The organism is Streptomyces sp. NPDC048191, from assembly GCF_040652655.1.
Classification (GTDB): domain Bacteria; phylum Actinomycetota; class Actinomycetes; order Streptomycetales; family Streptomycetaceae; genus Streptomyces.
This window is the reverse complement of record NZ_JBEZMO010000014.1, coordinates 163941-182130: the sequence shown is the minus strand read 5'-3', so window position 1 is coordinate 182130 and position 18190 is coordinate 163941. Positions and strand designations below refer to the sequence as shown.

At 71.3% G+C, this 18190-nt stretch carries 15 protein-coding genes and 2 pseudogenes; 5 read left to right on the top strand and 12 right to left on the bottom strand.

All coding sequences use genetic code 11. The annotated features are described in order from the left end of the window. The first annotated feature begins 74 nt into the window (after nucleotides 1–74). Together AB0D93_RS23435 and AB0D93_RS23430 are read left to right on the top strand one after the other, a co-directional pair. A complete protein-coding gene (locus AB0D93_RS23435; RefSeq protein WP_362122263.1) occupies nucleotides 75–2531 on the top strand; it encodes a SpoIIE family protein phosphatase in 2457 nt (818 codons plus the stop codon). A 40-nt stretch (nucleotides 2532–2571) separates the two neighbouring features. Further along, nucleotides 2572–3507, top strand: a pseudogene (locus tag AB0D93_RS23430) (SpoIIE family protein phosphatase); the annotation flags it as partial. Between the two features lie 5 nt (nucleotides 3508–3512). On the opposite strand, the gene AB0D93_RS23425 reads toward AB0D93_RS23430, so the two are convergent. Genes AB0D93_RS23425 through AB0D93_RS23415 form a run of 3 tightly spaced genes read right to left on the bottom strand, consistent with a single transcriptional unit; the run spans nucleotide 3513 to nucleotide 7254 of the window. Next, nucleotides 3513–4520, bottom strand: a complete 1008-nt coding sequence (locus tag AB0D93_RS23425; RefSeq protein ID WP_362122261.1) for a substrate-binding domain-containing protein — start codon at nucleotides 4518–4520, stop codon at nucleotides 3513–3515. Between the two features lie 56 nt (nucleotides 4521–4576). Continuing rightward, on the bottom strand, nucleotides 4577–5668 hold the full coding sequence (locus tag AB0D93_RS23420) for an ABC transporter permease (protein ID WP_362122259.1): 1092 nt from the start codon (nucleotides 5666–5668) through the stop codon (nucleotides 4577–4579). Then, entirely contained in the window at nucleotides 5665–7254 is a 1590-nt protein-coding gene (locus AB0D93_RS23415; protein WP_362122257.1) for a sugar ABC transporter ATP-binding protein, read from the bottom strand. Before AB0D93_RS23415 ends, AB0D93_RS23420 begins: the two co-directional genes overlap by 4 nt. 416 nt (nucleotides 7255–7670) lie before the next feature. Here AB0D93_RS23415 and AB0D93_RS23410 point away from each other — a divergent pair, with 416 nt between their 5' ends. Continuing rightward, entirely contained in the window at nucleotides 7671–8396 is a 726-nt protein-coding gene (locus tag AB0D93_RS23410; protein ID WP_362122255.1) for a lysophospholipid acyltransferase family protein, read from the top strand. A gap of 62 nt (nucleotides 8397–8458) precedes the next feature. Then, nucleotides 8459–9483 (top strand): annotated as a pseudogene (locus AB0D93_RS23405) (NAD-dependent epimerase/dehydratase family protein). 53 nt (nucleotides 9484–9536) lie between these two features. On the opposite strand, the gene AB0D93_RS23400 reads toward AB0D93_RS23405, so the two are convergent. Next, the gene (locus AB0D93_RS23400; protein ID WP_362122253.1) at nucleotides 9537–11135 is read right to left on the bottom strand and encodes an alpha/beta hydrolase; all 1599 of its coding nucleotides are present in this window, start codon (nucleotides 11133–11135) and stop codon (nucleotides 9537–9539) included. A 536-nt stretch (nucleotides 11136–11671) separates the two neighbouring features. On the opposite strand from AB0D93_RS23400, the gene AB0D93_RS23395 reads away from it, so the two are divergent. Continuing rightward, on the top strand, nucleotides 11672–12202 hold the full coding sequence (locus AB0D93_RS23395; protein ID WP_362122251.1) for a hypothetical protein: 531 nt from the start codon (nucleotides 11672–11674) through the stop codon (nucleotides 12200–12202). On the opposite strand, the gene AB0D93_RS23390 is transcribed toward AB0D93_RS23395, so the two are convergent. From AB0D93_RS23390 to AB0D93_RS23355, 8 genes are all read right to left on the bottom strand, one after another. Further along, complete coding sequence (locus AB0D93_RS23390; protein WP_362122249.1) at nucleotides 12192–12794, bottom strand: hypothetical protein; 603 nt, start codon at nucleotides 12792–12794, stop codon at nucleotides 12192–12194. The genes AB0D93_RS23395 and AB0D93_RS23390 overlap by 11 nt on opposite strands. Before the next feature lie 222 nt (nucleotides 12795–13016). Continuing rightward, complete coding sequence (locus AB0D93_RS23385) at nucleotides 13017–13775, bottom strand: urease accessory protein UreD (RefSeq protein WP_362122353.1); 759 nt, start codon at nucleotides 13773–13775, stop codon at nucleotides 13017–13019. Next, nucleotides 13772–14449, bottom strand: coding sequence for an urease accessory protein UreG (ureG, locus tag AB0D93_RS23380; RefSeq protein ID WP_362122247.1), 678 nt, complete (start codon nucleotides 14447–14449; stop codon nucleotides 13772–13774). Before ureG ends, AB0D93_RS23385 begins: the two co-directional genes overlap by 4 nt. 46 nt (nucleotides 14450–14495) lie before the next feature. Next, complete coding sequence (locus AB0D93_RS23375; protein WP_362122245.1) at nucleotides 14496–15170, bottom strand: urease accessory UreF family protein; 675 nt, start codon at nucleotides 15168–15170, stop codon at nucleotides 14496–14498. A 10-nt stretch (nucleotides 15171–15180) separates the two neighbouring features. Further along, nucleotides 15181–16902, bottom strand: a complete 1722-nt coding sequence (locus AB0D93_RS23370) for an urease subunit alpha (RefSeq protein WP_362122243.1) — start codon at nucleotides 16900–16902, stop codon at nucleotides 15181–15183. Next, nucleotides 16895–17206 (bottom strand): urease subunit beta, encoded by a 312-nt coding sequence (locus tag AB0D93_RS23365; protein WP_362122241.1) that lies wholly within the window; start codon nucleotides 17204–17206, stop codon nucleotides 16895–16897. The genes AB0D93_RS23370 and AB0D93_RS23365 overlap by 8 nt, the downstream gene beginning before the upstream one ends. Before the next feature lie 9 nt (nucleotides 17207–17215). Then, complete coding sequence (locus AB0D93_RS23360) at nucleotides 17216–17518, bottom strand: urease subunit gamma (protein WP_362122239.1); 303 nt, start codon at nucleotides 17516–17518, stop codon at nucleotides 17216–17218. 228 nt (nucleotides 17519–17746) lie between these two features. Beyond that, nucleotides 17747–18025, bottom strand: coding sequence for a type II toxin-antitoxin system Phd/YefM family antitoxin (locus AB0D93_RS23355; RefSeq protein ID WP_362122237.1), 279 nt, complete (start codon nucleotides 18023–18025; stop codon nucleotides 17747–17749). Nucleotides 18026–18190 lie beyond the last annotated feature (165 nt).

The following is an 18190-nucleotide window of genomic DNA, read 5'->3' as shown; positions in this document are numbered from 1 at the left end:
CCCCATCCGATGCCCGCAGGGTGAAGACTGAGCCAGGAGGGGGTAGACCACTCTCAGCTACAGAGAGGTCGGCCGTGAGCACTCACGAGGAGCAGGACGTCGCCCGGCGGCGGTTCGACGTGGCCGACGCCGCGCCCCTGCTGCTCGACGCGCAGGGCGTGGTGACGAGCTGGACACGTGGCGCCCAGCAACTGCTGGCGTACACGGCCGCCGAGGTCGTGGGCACCAAGGTGACCGGACTGCTGTCCCCCGAGGACGCCGCGCGGGTGCCCGAGCTGGCCGACCGGTGCCGCCGGGACGGTGGCTGGGTGGGCCTGCTGACCGCGCGGCGCAAGGGCGGTCGGCCGGTGCGGGTGATGGTGCGGATCACCCCGGCCGTGGAGCCGGGCGGTGCCCCGCACTGGCTGGTTCTGGTGTCCGACGTGGCGGGCGAACGCGGCTGGGACATGACCCGCGGCGTGCTGGAGCAGATGGTGACCGACTCCCCCGTCGGCATCGCGATCGTGGACACCGATCTGCGGTGCGTCTGGTCGAACGAGGCACTGGAGCGGTACGGCGGCGGCTCCCCACGGGAGCGGCTGGGGCGACGGCTGGCGGAGATCCAGCCGGGCCTCGACTCCGAGGGCATCGAGACACAGATGCGGCAGGTGCTGGAGAGCGGCCGGCCGGTGGTCGGGTACGAGCACGTGGGCCAGATACGGTCCGCGCCGCACCGGGAGACGGCGCACATGATGTCCTTCACCCGCCTCGACGACGACCAGGGCCACCCGATGGGCGTGTACTACACGGTCGTCGACATCACCGAGCGGCACCGCGCCCGGCAGCGGCTGGCCCTGCTGGACCGGGCCGGTGAGCAGATCGGCCGCAGCCTGGACATCACGCGGACCGCGCAGGAACTGGCCGACGTGGCCGTACAGGACTTCGCCGACTTCGTCAGCGTGGATCTGCTGGAGTCCGTGCTGCGGGGCGCCGAGCCCGAGCCGCTGGGCGACGCGGACCAGGTGCCGCTGCGGCGCGCCGGGCACCAGTCGGTGAACCCGGGGATCCCGGAGGCCGTCGTCGAGATCGGTGCGGCGGCCACCTACCTCGCCGGATCACCCCCGATCCGCTGTCTGACCACGGGCCGCTCCTGGCGCGAGGAACGGCTCGACCCGCTGGCCAGGGAGTGGGCCACGGACGTCCCGGACGGCAGGCCGGCGACCTTCCTGGAGCTGGGCCTGCACAGCGTGATGATCGTGCCCATCCAGGCGCGCGGCGTCACGATGGGCGTCACCTCCTTCTTCCGGCGCCACCGGCAGGACCCGTTCGACGCGGACGACCTGAACCTCGCCGAGGACCTGGTGTCCCGGGCGGCCATCTGTGTGGACAACGCCCGCCGCTACACCCGCGAGCGGGACTCTGCGCTGGTCCTGCAGCGCAGCCTGCTGCCGCAGCGGCTGCCCGAGCAGGACGCGGTGGAGGTGGCCGCCTGCTACCGCCCGGCCGACGAGCTGACCGGCCTCGGCGGCGACTGGTACGACCTGATCCCGCTGTCCGGTGCGCGGGTCGCCCTGGTCGTGGGCGAGGTGCCGGGGCACGGGATCGACGCCGCGGCGGCCATGGGACGGGTGCGTACCGCCGTACGCACGCTCGCGGCGCTCGATCTGCCGCCCGAGGGGGTGCTCGCGCACCTCGACGACCTCGTGGCGCGGATGGCCCGCGAGGAGGGCGTCCGGCCCCTGACTGCGGAGGAACCCGGTGAACAGGCGGTGGGCTCGGGGTGCGTGTACGTCGTCTACGACCCCGTCGACGGGCAGTGCACGATGGCCGCCGCAGGCCATCCCGCGCCCGCCGTCGTCCTGCCCGACGGCATCGTCCGCTTCGTCGACCTCCCGCAGGGGCCGCCGCTCGGGGCGGGCGGTCCGCCCTTCGAGGCGGTCGAACTGGCCCTGGCCGAGGGCAGCACGCTCGCCCTGCACACCGACGGGCTGCTGGCCCACGTGGACGACGGCGGGGCCCTCGCCACGGACCGCGACCGGCTGCGCCACGCCCTGGAGCAGCGTGTCTCCTCGCTCGACCTGCGCTGCCAGGCCGTGGTCGACGCCCTGGTCCCGGCCCGGCCGCACGACGACGTGGCCCTGCTGATGGCCCACACCAGGCGGCTCGGCGCCGACCGGGTCGCCGACTGGGACCTGGCCGCCGACCCGGCGGTGGTCGCCGATGCCCGCAAGGAGGCCGCCCGGCAGCTGACCGAGTGGGGGCTGGAGGAGCTGGCGTTCACCACCGAACTGGTCGTGAGCGAACTGGTCACCAACGCCATCCGGCACGCGGAGGGGCCCGTGCGGCTCCGGCTGATCAGGGGCCGCGCGCTGATCTGCGAGGTCTCCGACGGCAGCGCCACCGCACCCCATCTGCGCCATCCCCGCGCCACGGACGAGGGTGGCCGGGGGCTGCTGCTGGTCTCGCAGTTCAGCGAGCGGTGGGGTACCCGCTTCGCCCCCGGGGGGAAGGTCATCTGGGCCGAGCAGTCCCTGACGCGTCCACCGGCCTGACGCAAACAGGCCGTGAACCCGGCGGACGGACGGGAGTGCCATGAACGACGCGGCCATCGACTACGGGGGGGTTCCAGGCCCTGCCGGGCAAGGTGGCGCTGCTGACGCCCGACCTGGTCTTCGCGGAGGCCGACCAGGAGTTCCTGCAGGCGGCCGGGCGCCCTCGCGAGCAGGTGGTCGGGCGCTACCTCTTCGACGTCTTCCCGGACAGCCCGAACGACCCCGGCGCGTCCGGCGGTCACAATCTGGCCGCCTCGCTTGCCCGGGTGGCGGCCACCGGCGGGCGCGACACCATGGCCCTGCAGCGCTACGACGTCGAGGATCCCGAGCGGCCCGGGGAGTGGGAGGAGCGCTACTGGAGCCCGTTCAACGCGGCGGTGTTCGGCCTGGACGGCAAGGTGGTCCTGCTGGTGCACCGGATCGAGGAGGTCACCGAGCTGATCCGGAGCCGCGGCGGGCCCACCGGCGGCGGGGCCGGCTTCTCGAGGCCGAGCTGTACACGCGCGCCCGCGAACTGCAGGAGCTCAACGAACAGCTGCGGCAGGCCCATAGCCGCGAGCGCGAAGGGGCCCTCGCCCTGCAGGAGGCGATTCTCCCCGCCTGCCGGCAGGTCGGCCACCATCGCGCCGCCGTGCGCTACCGGCCCGCGGTCGGCGCGCTGAACGTGTGCGGGGACTGGTACGACCTCGTCGACCTGGTGGACGGCAACTGCTTCGGTGTGGCCGTGGGCGACGCGGTGGGGCACGGCCTCGGGGCCGCCGGCGTGATGGGTCAGCTGCGCAGCGCGCTGAGCGCCGCCTCCCGGGTCGCCGCGGGGCCGGCCGAGGCCCTGAACGTGCTGGGGCGGTACGCGAACGTCGTCGACGGCGCCGAATCGGCCACCGCCGCGACGACGTTCATTGGCTGCGACGAGCACACGATCACCTACAGCAGCGCCGGACATCCACCGCCCCTGCTGGTCCACCCCGACGGCCGTCCGGATCAGCCGAGCTTGGCCGACATGTCGTACTGCTTGTAGATGTCGGCGGCGTTGTCCTTGGTGATCTGGGTGGTCTGCAGGGTCTGCTTCTTGCCGACGGTCTTTCCGTGCACGACGGCCTCGGCGGTGGCCGCCGCCTGCTGGGCGCCGGTCGGATAGATGAAGGTGGTGTACATCTGGCCGAGTTGGACGGCGCGGATGCCGCCGGTCGGGATGGCGAGGCCGTCGATGCCGATGAACTTGATGCCATCGGCCTTGCCGGCGCCGCGGGCGGCGAGAACGGCACCGAGGGCCATGTCGTCGTTCTCTCCGTAGAGGAGATCGATCTTCTTGTTCTGGTCGAGCCAACGCTGCGTGATCGTGGTGGCGTTGGCCTTCAGCCACTTCGCCTCCTGGTGGTACACGATGTTGATGCCGTGTCCGGCGATGGCGTCTCTGAAGCCCTTGTCGCGGTCGATCTGCGGCTGGTCGGACAGGGTGCCCTGCAGCTCGGCCACGTTGCCGCCGTGCGGCAGGGCCCGCACCGCCGCCTCACCGGCCATCTTGCCGATCTTGTAGTTGTCGCCGCCGATGAAGGACGTGTAGCAGTCGGTGTTGACGGTGCGGTCCAGGACGACGACCGGGATGTGCGCGTTGCACGCCTGCTGCACCGCGGCGGTCAGCGGGGCCGGCTCGTTGGGCGAGAGGATCAGGACGTCGACCTTCTGCTGGATGAAGTTCTGCACCTGGCTCACCTGGGTGGCGCTGTCCTGGTGGGCGTCGGTGATGGGCAGCAGCTTCAGGTCCGGGTACTTCTTGACGAAGTACTCCAGCTGCGCGTTGAGCTGGGCGCGGTACGGCTCGGCGTTGTTGGACTGGGAGTAGCCGACCACGAACGTCTTCTTGGCGCCGCTGCCCGAGCCGGCGGCGGCGGTCTTCGGCGCGTGGGCGGCACAGGAGGTGAGGGCGGCGACGGTGGCGACCGCGCCGGCGACGGCCACAGCGGTGCGGCTCAGGGACACAGCGGACACAGCGGACTCCTTGCGAGGGTGAGGGTGGTGGGGGCGAGCGGTGGTGCGGGGGAAGGTCAGGCGCGGGCGCGCAGGCGGCGCAGCGGTTCGACGAGGGGCTGGAGGAAGCCCGGACGCTGCAGCACGACGGCCACGACGACGATGAGGCCCTTGATGATCATTTGCATGTTGTCGCTGATGGCGTTGAGCCCGAGGATGTTGTCGAGCAGGGTGAGGATCAGCGCGCCGACGGCGGTGCCGGTGATGGTGCCCTTGCCCCCGGCCAGGCTGGTGCCACCGATGACGGCCGCGGCGATGGCGTCCAGCTCGTAGGAGGTGCCGGCCAGCGGGTCGGCCGAGGCACTGTAGGCGGCGTCGATCGGACCGGCGAAGCCGGCCAGCAGACCACACAGCGTGAAGACGACGATGACGACCAGGCTGACGTTGACCCCGGAGAGCCGGGCGGCGGTGGGGTTGCCGCCCACGGCGTACACATGTCGGCCGAACCGGGTTCTGGACAGCAGCAGTTGGACCGCGACACAGACCGCGACGAACGCGATCACCGGGTAGCCGATGCCCCCGATCAGGGTGTGGCCCGGGGTGCCGAGCGCGGCGAACGCGGCGGCCTTGGGCGTGAGGTGGCCGTGGGGGTCCACCAACTGCACGCCGATGGCCACGTTGTTGCTCAGCTGCCGGTCGATGCCGCGTACCACCGAGAGCATGGCCAGGGTCATCACGAAGGACTGGATGCGCAGCCAGGTGGTGCCGATGCCGTTGAGGAAGCCGAAGAACGCGCCCACCAGCGCGCACAGCGGAACGATCGCCCAGGGCGACAGGCCGTGGTGGACCAGCAGCATGGCCGCGGTCATGGAGCCGATGCCGAGCACAGAGCCCACGGACAGGTCGATCCCCGCGGTGAGGATGACCAGGGTGACGCCGACCGCGAGGATGCCGCGTGAGGCGAAGGCGGTGACGGCGTTGGTGAGGTTGTCCTGGTTCCAGAAGATCTGGCCCTTGGTGACGATACCGACGGCGACCACCAGCAGCAGTCCGACGTAGCTCTGCAGGGAGCCGAGTGCCGGCAGCGCCCGGGACAGCCGGTCGCGCAGCGCCTGGGGGTGCTCGCCGGTCCCGGTGGCCGTCTCGGCCGGTGGGAGTGTCTTGCTCATATCGCTGCCTCGTTCCCGTCCGCCGGTGGTCCGGCCACAACGTCCTGCCGTGCCATCGCCGCGGTCAGGATGGCTTCCTGGGTCGCGGCCGGCCCGTGGGCCGGGTCGCGGTGGAACTCGCCGGTCAGCCGCCCCTCGCACAGGACGATGATCCGGTCGCACATGCCGATCAGCTCCGGAAGCTCGGAGGAGACGGCGATGATCGCGGTGCCCTGGGTCGCGAGGGCGTCCATCAGGGCGTGGATCTCCGCCTTGGCCCCGACGTCGATGCCCCGCGTCGGCTCGTCGAGCAGCAGCACCGAGGGCTCGGTGAGCAGGCACTTGGCCAGCACCACCTTCTGCTGGTTGCCGCCGGAGAGAGTGCCGACGACGGCGTCCAGGCTGTGCGTCTTGGTGCGCAGCTCCGCGACCTTGCCAGCCGCGGCCGCCTTTTCCCGGCGGGCGTCCACGGTGCGCCAGGGCCTGAGGTAGCGGTCGAGGGCGGCCAGGGTGGTGTTGAACCGCACCGTGTTGCCGATCACCAGGCTCTGCGCCTTGCGGTCCTCGGCCACCAGGGCGATGCCCCGGCGGATCGCCGTACGGGGAGTGTGCGGGGTGTATGCGCGGTCGTTCAGGGTGATCTCGCCGCGCACGCGGTCGCCGACCCCGAAGAGGGCCTCCAGCACCTCGCTGCGCCCGGCGCCCATCAGCCCGGCGACGCCGAGGATCTCCCCGGCCCGCACCTGGAAGTCCACCGAGTGCAGGGGCGTACGGGTGCCGGCGGGCGCGGGAGTGGTCGTCAGGCCCCGCACGCACAGCCGTACCGGGCCGTCGGACCGCTGTTCCGCCGCCCTGGGGAACAACTCCCCCAACGGCCGTCCGACCATCAGCCGCACCAGCTCGGCGCGGTCGGTGCCGGCGATCGGGCGGTGGCCCGCGAAGGTACCGTCGCGCAGCACGGTCGCTGAGTCGGCGATCTCCTCCAGTTCCTCCAGCCGGTGGGAGATGTAGATCAGCCCGACACCGCGGGCCGCCAGCCGGCGGATGACAGAGAAGAGCCGCTCCACCTCCGCCTCGGCGAGCGCGGAGGTCGGCTCGTCCAGCACCAGGATCCGCAGGGTGCCGTTCAGCGCCTTGGCCACCTCGACGAGCTGCTGCTCGGCGATGCGGCAGTCGCGGACCAGCCGCCCGGGGGGCAGAGTGAGGCCGAGGTCGGCCAGCAGCTCCGCGGTGCGGGTGTGCATCGCCGTTCGGTCCAACATGCCGCGGGCGGTGCGCAGTTCGCGGCCGAGGAAGACGTTGTCGGACACGGACAGCTCGGGCACCAGGTTCAGCTCCTGGTGGATCATCGCGATGCCGTGCTGCTGGGCGTGCTTCGGTGAGTGGATCCGCACCGGCTCGCCGTCGATCTCGATGGTGCCCGCGTAGTCGGCGTGGACCCCGGCGAGGATGTTCATCAGCGTCGACTTGCCGGCGCCGTTCTCGCCGAGCAGTGCCACCACCTCGCCGGGGTGGACGGTCAGTTCGACGTCACTGAGCGCCCGGACGCCCGGGAACTCCTTGCTGATGCCCCGCATTCGCAGCAGGGCGGGCGGTGCGCCGCTCATGCCGCGCCGTCCGCGTTCATCCGCGCCATCGCGGACCTCCATGGTGCACAGGTGACTTGGTAGGAATCGATCTAGGGAGAAAACGATTTCAGGAGAATGCGCGCCGATTCCCTTCGGCAAGAGCTGGGTGGTTCAGGAAGGGCCGTAGTCCAGCGCAGTTCGACCGGCAACGCCTCTGAAATCCTTTTCAGAGGGAACGTAGGGTTTGATCTCCGAGGGTGTCAAGAGTCCGGTACGGTCGCCCGTTCGCACGAAGGCCCTGCCCAGCCATCAGCCAACTCGGCACGGGTCGGCATGAGACCGGCCGAACGTGGTTACGGATGACGACGGATGCACATCGGCCAATGTTGGTGATTGCTGAGCTGACCTGGGGAAACGCAGGTATCAAGGGAAGCCGGCAAAGTGAGGAGCGAGCCGTGTTCTACTACCTGCTCAAGCACGTGTTGCTGGGGCCCCTGCTCAGACTCGTCTTCCGGCCCCGGATCGAGGGGCTGGAGCGTGTGCCGGCCGACGGACCCGCGATCGTCGCCGGCAACCATCTGTCCTTCTCCGACCACTTCCTGATGCCGGCGATGCTGAAGCGCCGGATCACGTTCCTCGCCAAGGCGGAGTACTTCACCGGGCCGGGGCTGAAGGGCCGGCTCACCGCGTTCTTCTTCCGCAGCGCCGGGCAGATCCCGGTGGACCGCTCGGGCAAGGACGCCGGGCAGGCGGCGATCCGCGAGGGCCTCAAGGTGCTGGGCAGGGGCGAACTGCTCGGGATCTACCCGGAGGGCACCCGTTCGCACGACGGCAGGCTCTACAAGGGCAAGGTCGGCGTCGCCGTGATGGCGCTGACGGCGGGCGTGCCGGTCGTACCGTGCGCCATGATCGGCACGTTCGAGGCCCAGCCTCCGGGGAAGGTCATCCCGAACGTGCACCCGGTGACGATCCGCTTCGGCAAGCCCCTCGACTTCTCGCGCTATGCCGGCATGGAGCACGAGAAGGCGATCCTGCGGGCCGTCACCGACGAGATCATGTACGCGATCCTGGTCCTGTCCGAGCAGGAGTACGTCGACGAGTACGCGGCCGTCGTCAAGGAGCGGCAGGCGGCGGAGAAGGGTGCCAAGGAGCGCAGGTTCCCCCGGGCGCCGCTGAGTTGACGGGCTCTGCCGTCGGCAGAAGGGCCCCGGCGGGGGCGGCCCCGCGTGCCTAGGCTCGTCGTATGAAGAGTGCTGTGGTGATCGGGGCGAGCGGGCAGATCGGCCGTCCTACGGTGGACGCGCTGGTGCGTGACGGCTGGGAGGTGACGGCCGCCTCGCGGGGCGGCGGCCGGGACGAGGCATGGGACCCGGGGGTACGGACGGTCCGGCTGGACCGCTCCGACGACGCGGCCTTGGCGGAGGTGGTCGGCGACGGCTGCGATCTGGTGGTCGACCTGGTCGCCTACGACGCCGCGCACGCCCGCCAGTTGACGTCCCTCGCGGGCCGGATCGGCTCGGCGGTCGTGATCTCCAGCGTGGCCGTGTACGACGACGGGAAGGGCCGCAACTTCGACACGATGGACGAGCCGGACGGCTTTCCGGTCTACCCCGTCCCGGTCCCCGAGACCCAGCCGACGGTGGCCGCGGGCGAGGCGTCGTACAGCGCGCGCAAGGTGGCGCTGGAGGATGAACTCCTCGCGGCCGCCGACGAGTTGCCGGTCACCGTGCTGCGGCCGGGCGCGGTGCACGGGGCCCTGCAGTCCGTTGCCCCGCGAACTGTATTTCGTGAAGCGGAATCTGGACGGACGGCGCCGGCGGGTGCTCGCCTTCCGGGGGGGAGAGCCGGTTCCATCCGTCCGGCGCGCGGAACATCGCCGAGCTGGTACGGCTGGCGGCGGCCCGGCCGGGTGCCCGGGTGCTCAACGCCTGTGACGACGAGGCGCCGACCGTCGCCGGGATCGGCGCGGCGGTCGACGCGGTGATGGGCGTGGAGACGGAGACGACGTTCCTCGACGGTCCGCCCGACGGCTCCGCCGGGAAGACCCCGTGGTCGGTTCCGCTGCCGGTCGTCTTCGACATGTCCGCCGCCGAGCGGGAGTTGGGGTACCGGCCGGTGGTGTCGTACGCGCAGAGCCTGCCGGAGACGGTGGAGTGGCTCACCGGTCGCCTCGCCGAACGCGACTGGCGGGAGTGCTTCCCCCTCCTCGCCCGGGTGTATCCGGACCTGTTCGACTACGCGGCCGAGGACGCCCGGTTCACGGCATGAGCGAGGGGCGGCCGGTGAGAGTCCGGCCGCCCCTCGTCACCGCGTGAACCCGGTTACGGCTTGGGCGTGGCGTGCGGGCCGCAGGTCACGTCCGCACCGTCCAGCCTGCCGTCCACCAGGTAGGCGTCGACGCGCTGGTTGATGCAGGGGTTGACCAGGCCGGTCACACCGTGGGAGCCCGCGTCCTTCTCCGTGATCAGACGGGAGCCCTGGAACCGCTTGTGCAGTTCGACGGCGCCTTCGTACGGGGTGGCGGCGTCCCGGGTGGACTGCACGATCAGCACCTGCGGCAGGCCCTTGTGGGTCTTCACGTCGACCGGGGTCAGCTGCTTGACCGGCCAGGTGGCGCAGGGCAGGTTCATCCAGGCGTTGGCCCAGGTCATGAACGGGTAGTCCTGGTTGAGCCGGGTGTTGTCCCGGTTCCACTTCCGCCAGCTGGTGGGCCACTTGGCGTCGGTGCACTCGACGGCGGTGTAGACGGCGTTGCCGTTCTCCGCGGAGAAGTTCCCGGCCGTGTCCGACGGGTCGGGGGCGGCCGCGTCGACCAGCGCCTGGGTGTCACCGGCGACGTACTTGCTGAACACCGTGGCGACCGGCACCCACGAGGAGTCGTAGTACGGCGCGCTCTGGAAGAAGGAGATCAGCTCGGCCGGGCCGACGACCCCGCCGATGGGGCTCTTCTTGGCAGTGGCGCGCAACTGGAGCCACTTGGCCTGGACGGCGTCGCGGGTGGTGCCGAGGTGGAAGGCGGCGTCATTGGCGGCGACCCAGTCCTCCCAGTCCTTCCAGCGGCCCTCGAACGCGATGTCCTGGCCCAGGTTGGCCTGGTACCAGATGTTCTCGCGGGCGGGGTTGACCACGCTGTCCACGATCATGCGGCGCAGGTGGCCCGGGAAGAGGGTGCCGTAGACGGCGCCGAGGTAGGTGCCGTAGGAGACACCGAGGTAGTTGAGCTTCTTCTCGCCCAGCGCGGCGCGGATGACGTCCAGGTCGCGGGCGGTGTTCGGCGTGGTCATCTGCTGGAGCATCGCGCGGCCGGTGCGGTCCAGGCAGCCGTCCGCGTACTCACGGGCGAGCTTGCGCTGGGCCGTCTTGTCCGCCTCGGTGTCCGGCACCGGGTCCATCTTCGGCGCCTTGACGAACTCCTGCGGGTCCTCGCAGGAGATCGGCGCGGAGTGGCCGACGCCGCGCGGGTCGAAGCCGACGAAGTCGTAGGCCTTGGCGACGTTGGCCCAGACGGCGTTCTTCGTGGTGACGCGGCGCGGGAACCTCAGGCCCGAGCCGCCCGGGCCGCCCGGGTTGTAGACGAGCGCGCCCTGGCGCTCCTGCGGGGTGCCGGTGTTGCCGATGCGGTCGACGGCGAGCTTGATCTGCTTGCCGTACGGGTGCGCGTAGTCGACGGGCACGCTGACCCAGCCGCACTGGATGGGCTTCTCCAGCCCCCAGTCCGCCGGGCAGTCCTGCCAGTCGATGCCGGCCTCGGCGGCGCGGGCAGCGGCGATCTCGGCGCCCTTGGCCTCCCGGTCCTGGCCGGTCCGGCCGGCGGCGCTGGCCGCGGGCGCCGAGACGGCGCCGGCGATCAGGGTGGCGGTGACGAGCGCTCCGGCCGAACCGAGCGCCAGCAGGCGGCTCTTCGGTCTGTTCTCCCTCAAGTGGGCCCCTCCCCCTACATCAGGATCACTGCGAGTGGTCAGTCCCGGGATCCTCTCGGCTGTGAGCCGCCTGAGAACAGGGGTCGCCGTTCATCTTTACCAATCCGATAACCGGACGATCATGTTCGCGTCGGGAGGGCCTCACCGACCGACCGCCGGCCGTGGCGCTCGCCCGAAGCCGCCCGCGACTCTCCACCTCCGCCGAGACTGCTGCAGCTGAGTGACAAGAAGCGCGATTTCCCGCAGATGCTCATGATCTGACGAGCTGACTTCTTTTACCTTCGTCCGGGATTCGCATGTGCCACCCAGCAGGCGGCCGCCTGCTGGGTGGCGCCCATGGAGGTCGTCGTATGAAGCTTCGAGTCTGGGTCGGTGCGCCACTGGCGGCTGCGGCTGTCGCCCTCGTGTCCATGTCGCCGTGTGTCGCTGCGCAGGCGTCCGCACGGCACGCGTCCACCTCCCTGCGGCTGCACGAAGACGACAACGACGATGGGCCCCACGGCCCCTGGCGTCGCTGCCACAGTTCACGGGGTGTCGTGCTCATCGACAAGACGCTGAGGGCGATTCTGACCAATGGCCGACGCGGGCCGGAGGCTGTCGTCCTCCAAGGGGACACGGGATCGTCCTCGTCACCGGCGGCACCCTGGACCAGCTTTTCCGTCACGACGTATCTGGACGTCACATACCCCCTCCAGAGCACCGGCCAGTACCAGTTCGAGATCCGTGACTTCTTCAGGGTGCACCCGCTCTTCGTGGTGAAGGCCTTCGACGACCACCGGCGAGCCTTTCCCTTCCCGGCCGCCCACTGCAGCGACGGCCAGGACGACGCGGACCGTGAGGACCGCGCTCATCCGCATGGTGGTACGCCTCAGGGAAGGAATGGCCCGTCCGACTCCCCGTTGCCCCGGACGGGCAGCCTTTCCCCTCTTCCGCGTCGCAACACGGCCGACGGCTGGAGCGCCGGCCTTCTGAGCGCGAAGAACATCGCGATCGCGGTCGGCGGTCTGCTGATGGTTGCGGGAACGCTGGCCGGGGCCTGGCTTCGCCGACGTCGATCTACCGGCTGAAAGGCCGCATCCAGGAGTCACGGTCGTGGCCCATGTGGCTGGATGTGGATGTGGGGCTGGGCTTGACGGAGTAGTAGGGCTTGGCCGAGTGGCGGGGTCTGGACGAGTGGAGGGGCTTGGCCAAACGGCTGAGCGGGACCGAGGAATCCTTGCTTCCGTCGTCACTTCCGTCGTCGTTTCCGTCGTCGTTTCCGTCGTCGTTTCCGTCGTCGCTTCCCGAGGAGGCCGAGGCATCGGAGGGGCCGGCGGTGGCCGCGGCACTCGGGAGCGGGTCGTGGGGACAGAGCCAGTCAGGGTCCTTGAACCCGAAGCTCAGGCCCCACTCCCTGTCGCAGCCGCCCCAGTAGGTTGCCACCCAGCCGCAGTAAGGGCCGCCGTAGCTCCAGCAGGGAAGCGCTGATTGCTGCGGGACCGGTTCCGCGGAGGGCGACCCGGACGCTTCGGCTTCACCCCGCGAGAGGCCGGCGGCGCCGACCATGCGGACCTGCGTGGCATCGGTACCCTGCGGCCAGTCCGCGAAGAAGGCCAGGCCGACGGCTGAAGTGGAAGCCGCCACCGTTGCAGCGGCGAGAGCGCCGCGGATCAGGTGCATGACTGTTCCTCTCGGCGTCGCGGTCTGTGGCGGGGCGGACGAAGGTCTGTGCACGAGTGCCCCGCTGTGAGCGCTGGAGCCGAACATATGCTTTGAACACGTTCCGAACGACCAGCGAACCGGCGGTCAGGTCGCCTCGCTCCGGTTTTTCACTCGAAGAGTCGCGCCTCGATCCAGGCTGATCACGGCCTCCCCGTTCGCCCCCCTGCCCACCACCCCGCTTCAGCTGAGCCGTCCCAGTGCCTCGTCCAGGAGTCGCCGTAGCCGCAGCGCGTCCGGCGCCACGGCGCTGACCAGTGCTGCCGGGCCGGCAAGCGGTATCAGGGCGGCGCACTCGTCCAGCATCCGGGGCTCGACCGGCTGCTCCGCGAACTCGGGGCGTACGACGACCAGCTGACCCACCGCCCGGTGCCCCGCCAGCACCGCCGGCCCGTCCCAGCCGCCCGGCGCCCCGGGCCCACAGGCCAGTTCCTGGTCCAGCACTGTCCGGGCCGCGACCCGTACGGTCAGCCGGCTGCTGAGCCGACCGGGTTCCTCCCCCACCCGCCCGAGCACCTGCTCCTCGCGCAGCACGAGCCGGGCACCGGCGGCGAGTTCGGCCCGGGTGGTGACCTGCAGGTCGCTGCCCCGGGCCGAGATCAGCTGTTCGGGGAGCCAGTGCAGTTCGGCGTCGTCGGCCACCTCCAGCCGTACGTGGTAGCGGGCCTCGCCCTTGGACTGGCCGGGCAGGGCGAGGGTGGCGGCGGCCGAACCGACGTGCAGCCGGGCGCCCTCCGCCACGCTCGCGGTGAGGGAGAAGCGGTCGCCGCCGAGCGGGCCGCTCATCGCACCGACGACCATGACCCTCGCCTCGGGGCCGCCGGACCGGGTACGGCGCAGGGCCAGCGGACCGTCGCCGTCCAGCACGGGCAGCGCGGTGCCGCCCCGGCCGTCGGCGCGGGCCACGATCCGAGCGTCCGCCCGGACCCCGGCCGCTGTCACGCGGTCCACGCGGCGAGCCGCTCGCGCACCCAGGCGGACACGTCGGCGACTCCCCGCTCGCCGCGCAACGACTGGAAGACCACGGGGAGTTCGGCCCGCTGGGCTTTGGCGTCGGCGGCCATCCGGGTGAGGTCGGAGCCGACGTGGGGCGCGAGGTCGGTCTTGTTGACGACGAGGAGGTCGGCGGTGGTGACGCCGGGCCCGCCCTTGCGCGGGATGTCGTCGCCGCCGGCCACGTCGATCACGAAGACCTGCGCGTCCACGAGCCCCTTGGAGAAGGTCGCGGTGAGGTTGTCGCCGCCGGACTCGACGAGGATCAGATCCAGCGGACCGACGGCGTCCTCCAGGTCCTCCACGGCTTCGAGGTTGGCGGAGATGTCGTCACGGATCGCGGTGTGCGGGCAGGCGCCCGTCTCCACGGCCGTGATCCGCTCGGGCGGCAGCACGGCCTCCCGGAGCAGGAACTCGGCGTCCTCACGGGTGTAGATGTCGTTGGTGACGACGGCCAGCGAGAACTCGTCGCGCAGCGCCCGGCAGAGCGCGGCGACGGTCGCGGTCTTCCCGGACCCGACGGGCCCGCCGAGCCCGATGCGCAGGGCACGGCGCGAGCCGTCGGGCCGGTGGGCGTCCGCGCTGAGGGCGGCGGGGCCGGAGTGGGTGTGGTCGAGGTGCATGTACGGCTCCAATGTCTGACACGTTGTGTGGGGCCCGGCGCCGGGCTCAGGAGGCGAACAGCCGCACGGGCCAGGCCGCATGCCACTGCGCGCCGACCTCCAGCAGGGGTCCCGACGCGGCCGGCAGCGCGTCGACGCCCTCGTCGAGCACCCTCCGCGCCGCTTCCACCCCCGTGTCCGCGACGCGGTCCACCTCCGGCGCGAGCCGGGCCAGTACGCCGGTCGCGTCGAACGGGTCGAGGCTCAGCAGCCGTACGGTCGCCGTCGCCGGCCCGCTCACACTCTCGTACGCCGCGCAGTACGCGGCGTCGTCCGGCCCCAGCCCGGCCGCCCGCGCGGCCAGCCCGAGCACCACCGGCTGGTGGGCACCCTTGGGGAACCGCCGTGCCAGCGCGTCGAGTTCGGGCGACGGCCAGCTCGCCCGCGCCGCCCGCAGCAACTGCCGGCCGAGACGGCGCGCAGCGGCTCGCAGGGCGGGGGACGGCGTACGGGCGTCCGCCGCCGCGTCCAGTTCCCCGGCATCCACGCCGAGTACGGCGGCGGCCGCCAGCGCCCCCGCGACCAGTCCCGCGGTGTGCAGCCGGCCGCGGCAGAAGTCCTCCAGGCTCGCGGCGGAGGTGATCCGGCCCGCCTTGACGGCGGCCTCCGCCCCGCCGGAGTGCGCGTGCCCTCCGGCGGGGAAGCGGCCGTCGGCCAGGACGAGAAGTGCTGCCCGTGACATCAGAACACCATCAGAAGAGGAAGTAACGCTGGGCCATGGGCAGTTCAACAGCGGGCGCCGCCTCCACCAGTTCGCCGTCGATGTGCACGGCGAAGCTGTCGGGGTCGATCCGGACGTCCGGCCGGGCGTCGTTCTCGCGCATGTCGGCCTTGGTCACGGCCCGCGTGGACGCGATCGCCGTGAACCGCTTGCCGAGCCCGAGCCGCTCCGGCAGCCCGTCCTCGATCGCCGACGGGGCCACGAAGTTGACGGAGTTGGCCGCGGGGGCACGGCCGATCGCGCCGTACATCGGGCGGGGCAGCACCGGCTGCGGGGTGGGGATGGAGGCGTTGGCGTCACCCATCTGCGCGTAGGCGATCTGTCCGCCCTTGAGCACGAGGTGGGGTTTGACCCCGAAGAACGCCGGCTCCCACAGCACGAGGTCGGCGAGCTTGCCGGTCTCCACGGAGCCGATCTCGGCGGCGAGGCCCTGGGCGAGCGCCGGGTTGATCGTGTACTTGGCGACATAGCGACGAACGCGATGGTTGTCGGCGCGTCCGTCACCGGGCAGGGCCCCGCGCCTGCGCTTCATCACATGCGCGGTCTGCCAGGTGCGCAGGATCACCTCGCCGACGCGGCCCATGGCCTGGGAGTCGGAGGAGATGATCGAGATCGCGCCGAGGTCGTGGAGGATGTCCTCCGCGCCGATGGTGGACGGCCGGATCCTGGACTCGGCGAACGCCAGGTCCTCGGGCACCGCCGGGTTGAGGTGGTGGCACACCATCAGCATGTCGAGGTGTTCCTCGGCGGTGTTGACGGTGAACGGCCGGGTCGGGTTGGTGGAGCTGGGCAGCACGTTGGGCTGCGAGACCACGGTCATGATGTCGGGCGCGTGCCCGCCGCCGGCTCCCTCGGTGTGGTACGAGTGGATGCCCCGGCCCGCGATCGCGGCGAGGGTGTCGCCGACGAAGCCGGCCTCGTTGAGGGTGTCCGTGTGGATGGCGACCTGGATGCCGGTGCGGTCGGCGACGGTCAGCGCGGCGTCGATGACGGCCGGGGTGGACCCCCAGTCCTCGTGCAGTTTCAGGCCGGCCGCCCCGCCGCGGATCTGGGAGAGCATCGCCTCGTGGGAGACGGTGTTGCCCTTGCCGAGGAGTCCGACGTTGACCGGGTAGGCCTCCATGGCCTCGAACATCCGGGCCAGGTGCCAGGGGCCGGGCGTGACGGTGGTGGCCTTGGAGCCCTCGGCGGGGCCGGTGCCGCCGCCGACCAGCGTGGTGACGCCGGAGGCCAGCGCCTCGTCGGCGATCTGCGGGCAGATGAAGTGGACGTGCGCGTCGATGGCGCCGGCGGTGAGGATCCGCCCGTTGCCGGCGATGATCTCGGTCTCGGGGCCGATGACCAGGCCGGGGTGGACACCGTCCATGGTGTCGGGGTTGCCGGCCTTGCCGAGGGCGGTGATCCGGCCGTCGCGGATGCCGACGTCGGCCTTGACGACGCCCCAGTGGTCGACGACGACCGCACCGGTGATCACGGTGTCGGGGGTGCCGTCGGCACGGGTGGCGCGGGACTGGCCCATGGACTCGCGGATGACCTTGCCGCCGCCGAAGACCGCCTCGTCGCCGGAGGTTCCGGGGCCGCCGGAGCGGTCCTCCTCGATCTCGATCAGCAGGTCGGTGTCGGCGAGCCGGATGCGGTCACCGGTGGTCGGCCCGAACAGGTCGGCGTAGGCGCCGCGGGAGATCTCAGGCATCGAGGGCGCCTCCCGTCTCGCCCCGCAGGCCGGGCACGACACGGGCGCCCGTGAGGGGCACCAGTTCGACCTCGACGGGGATGCCCGGCTCGAAGCGCACGGCGGTGCCCGCGGCGACGTTCAGCCGCTTGCCGCGGGCCGCGGCACGGTCGAACTCCAGGCCGGGGTTGGCCTCGGCGAAGTGGTAGTGGGAGCCGATCTGGACGGGCCGGTCGGCGGCGTTGAGGACGGTCAGCCGGGTGACCTCGCGGCCCTCGTTGACGAGGACTGGGCCGTCCGCGAACAGGATCTCTCCGGGAATCATCGCGGCCCCTCAGATGATCGGCTCGTGGACGGTGACGAGCTTGGTGCCGTCCGGGAAGGTGGCCTCCACCTGCACGTCGTGGATCATCTCCGGGACCCCGTCCATGACGTCGTCCCGGGTCAGGAGCTTGCGGCCGGAGGACATCAGCTCGGCGACCGTACGGCCGTCACGCGCGCCCTCGAGGACGTGCGACGTGATGAGGGCGACCGCTTCCGGGTGGTTGAGCCTGAGCCCGCGGGCCCGGCGCTTCTCGGCGACGTCGGCCGCCACATGGATCAGCAGCCTCTCTTGCTCGTGCGGGGTCAGTTGCACGTCCCACCTCACAGTCCTCGCTCCGGACCGTGCGGGGTCCGGCTGCCGCAGCCACCACGACGGGGATACATGTAACACGCATACAAAATCCACCGAATCGCCGTCAATCCAGGCAGACAAACCCCTGATGGCGTGGATCGGCAGGCTAGTTCGCCGGAGTTTCAACGACGTTAAACAGACCTTGATCCACCGATGACCGCGCGATGGGACCGCCGATACCCGCGCGGGTCAGGACTCGCCGGGTCGGCGATGTTCGGCGGCGAGCCCGAAGCGCCGCTGTTCGCGGGCGGCGGAACCGGCCTCGTGGACGCCCGAGACCGAGCTGATGACCTGCTCGTCCGCCGCCTTGTCGAGCGCGTCCAGCCGGTCCAGATCGGCGGCCGAGACGAGCGCGACCAGTGGTTTCCCATGGCGGGTCACCACGACGCGCTCACCGCCGTACACCACCCGGTTGATCAGGTCGGCGAGCTCAGCCCTGGCTTGAGTCACCGGAATCTCGTAGGCCATACCACTAGCTTACGGAGCGTCCATGGTGTCCAAGGGGCCCGTGGAATCGCCAGAAGGGAGCAGTCGGGGCGCGCCTTGACCGTCGTCTCACGCAGGGACTGTGAGCTATGTGCGAGATGGCAGCCCGCCGGAAGGCGCTGCCCAGACATGGCACAGGCCCCGGCT

Coding starts and splice junctions, on each gene's coding strand:
- ureG (WP_362122247.1), bottom strand. CDS start 14,449: ATGCACCTCGACCACACCCACTCCGGCCCCGCCGCCCTCAGCGCGGAC.
- AB0D93_RS23365 (WP_362122241.1), bottom strand. CDS start 17,206: ATGATTCCCGGAGAGATCCTGTTCGCGGACGGCCCAGTCCTCGTCAAC.
- AB0D93_RS23370 (WP_362122243.1), bottom strand. CDS start 16,902: ATGCCTGAGATCTCCCGCGGCGCCTACGCCGACCTGTTCGGGCCGACC.
- AB0D93_RS23415 (WP_362122257.1), bottom strand. CDS start 7,254: ATGAGCGGCGCACCGCCCGCCCTGCTGCGAATGCGGGGCATCAGCAAG.
- AB0D93_RS23420 (WP_362122259.1), bottom strand. CDS start 5,668: ATGAGCAAGACACTCCCACCGGCCGAGACGGCCACCGGGACCGGCGAG.
- AB0D93_RS23355 (WP_362122237.1), bottom strand. CDS start 18,025: ATGGCCTACGAGATTCCGGTGACTCAAGCCAGGGCTGAGCTCGCCGAC.
- AB0D93_RS23390 (WP_362122249.1), bottom strand. CDS start 12,794: ATGCACCTGATCCGCGGCGCTCTCGCCGCTGCAACGGTGGCGGCTTCC.
- AB0D93_RS23375 (WP_362122245.1), bottom strand. CDS start 15,170: ATGTCACGGGCAGCACTTCTCGTCCTGGCCGACGGCCGCTTCCCCGCC.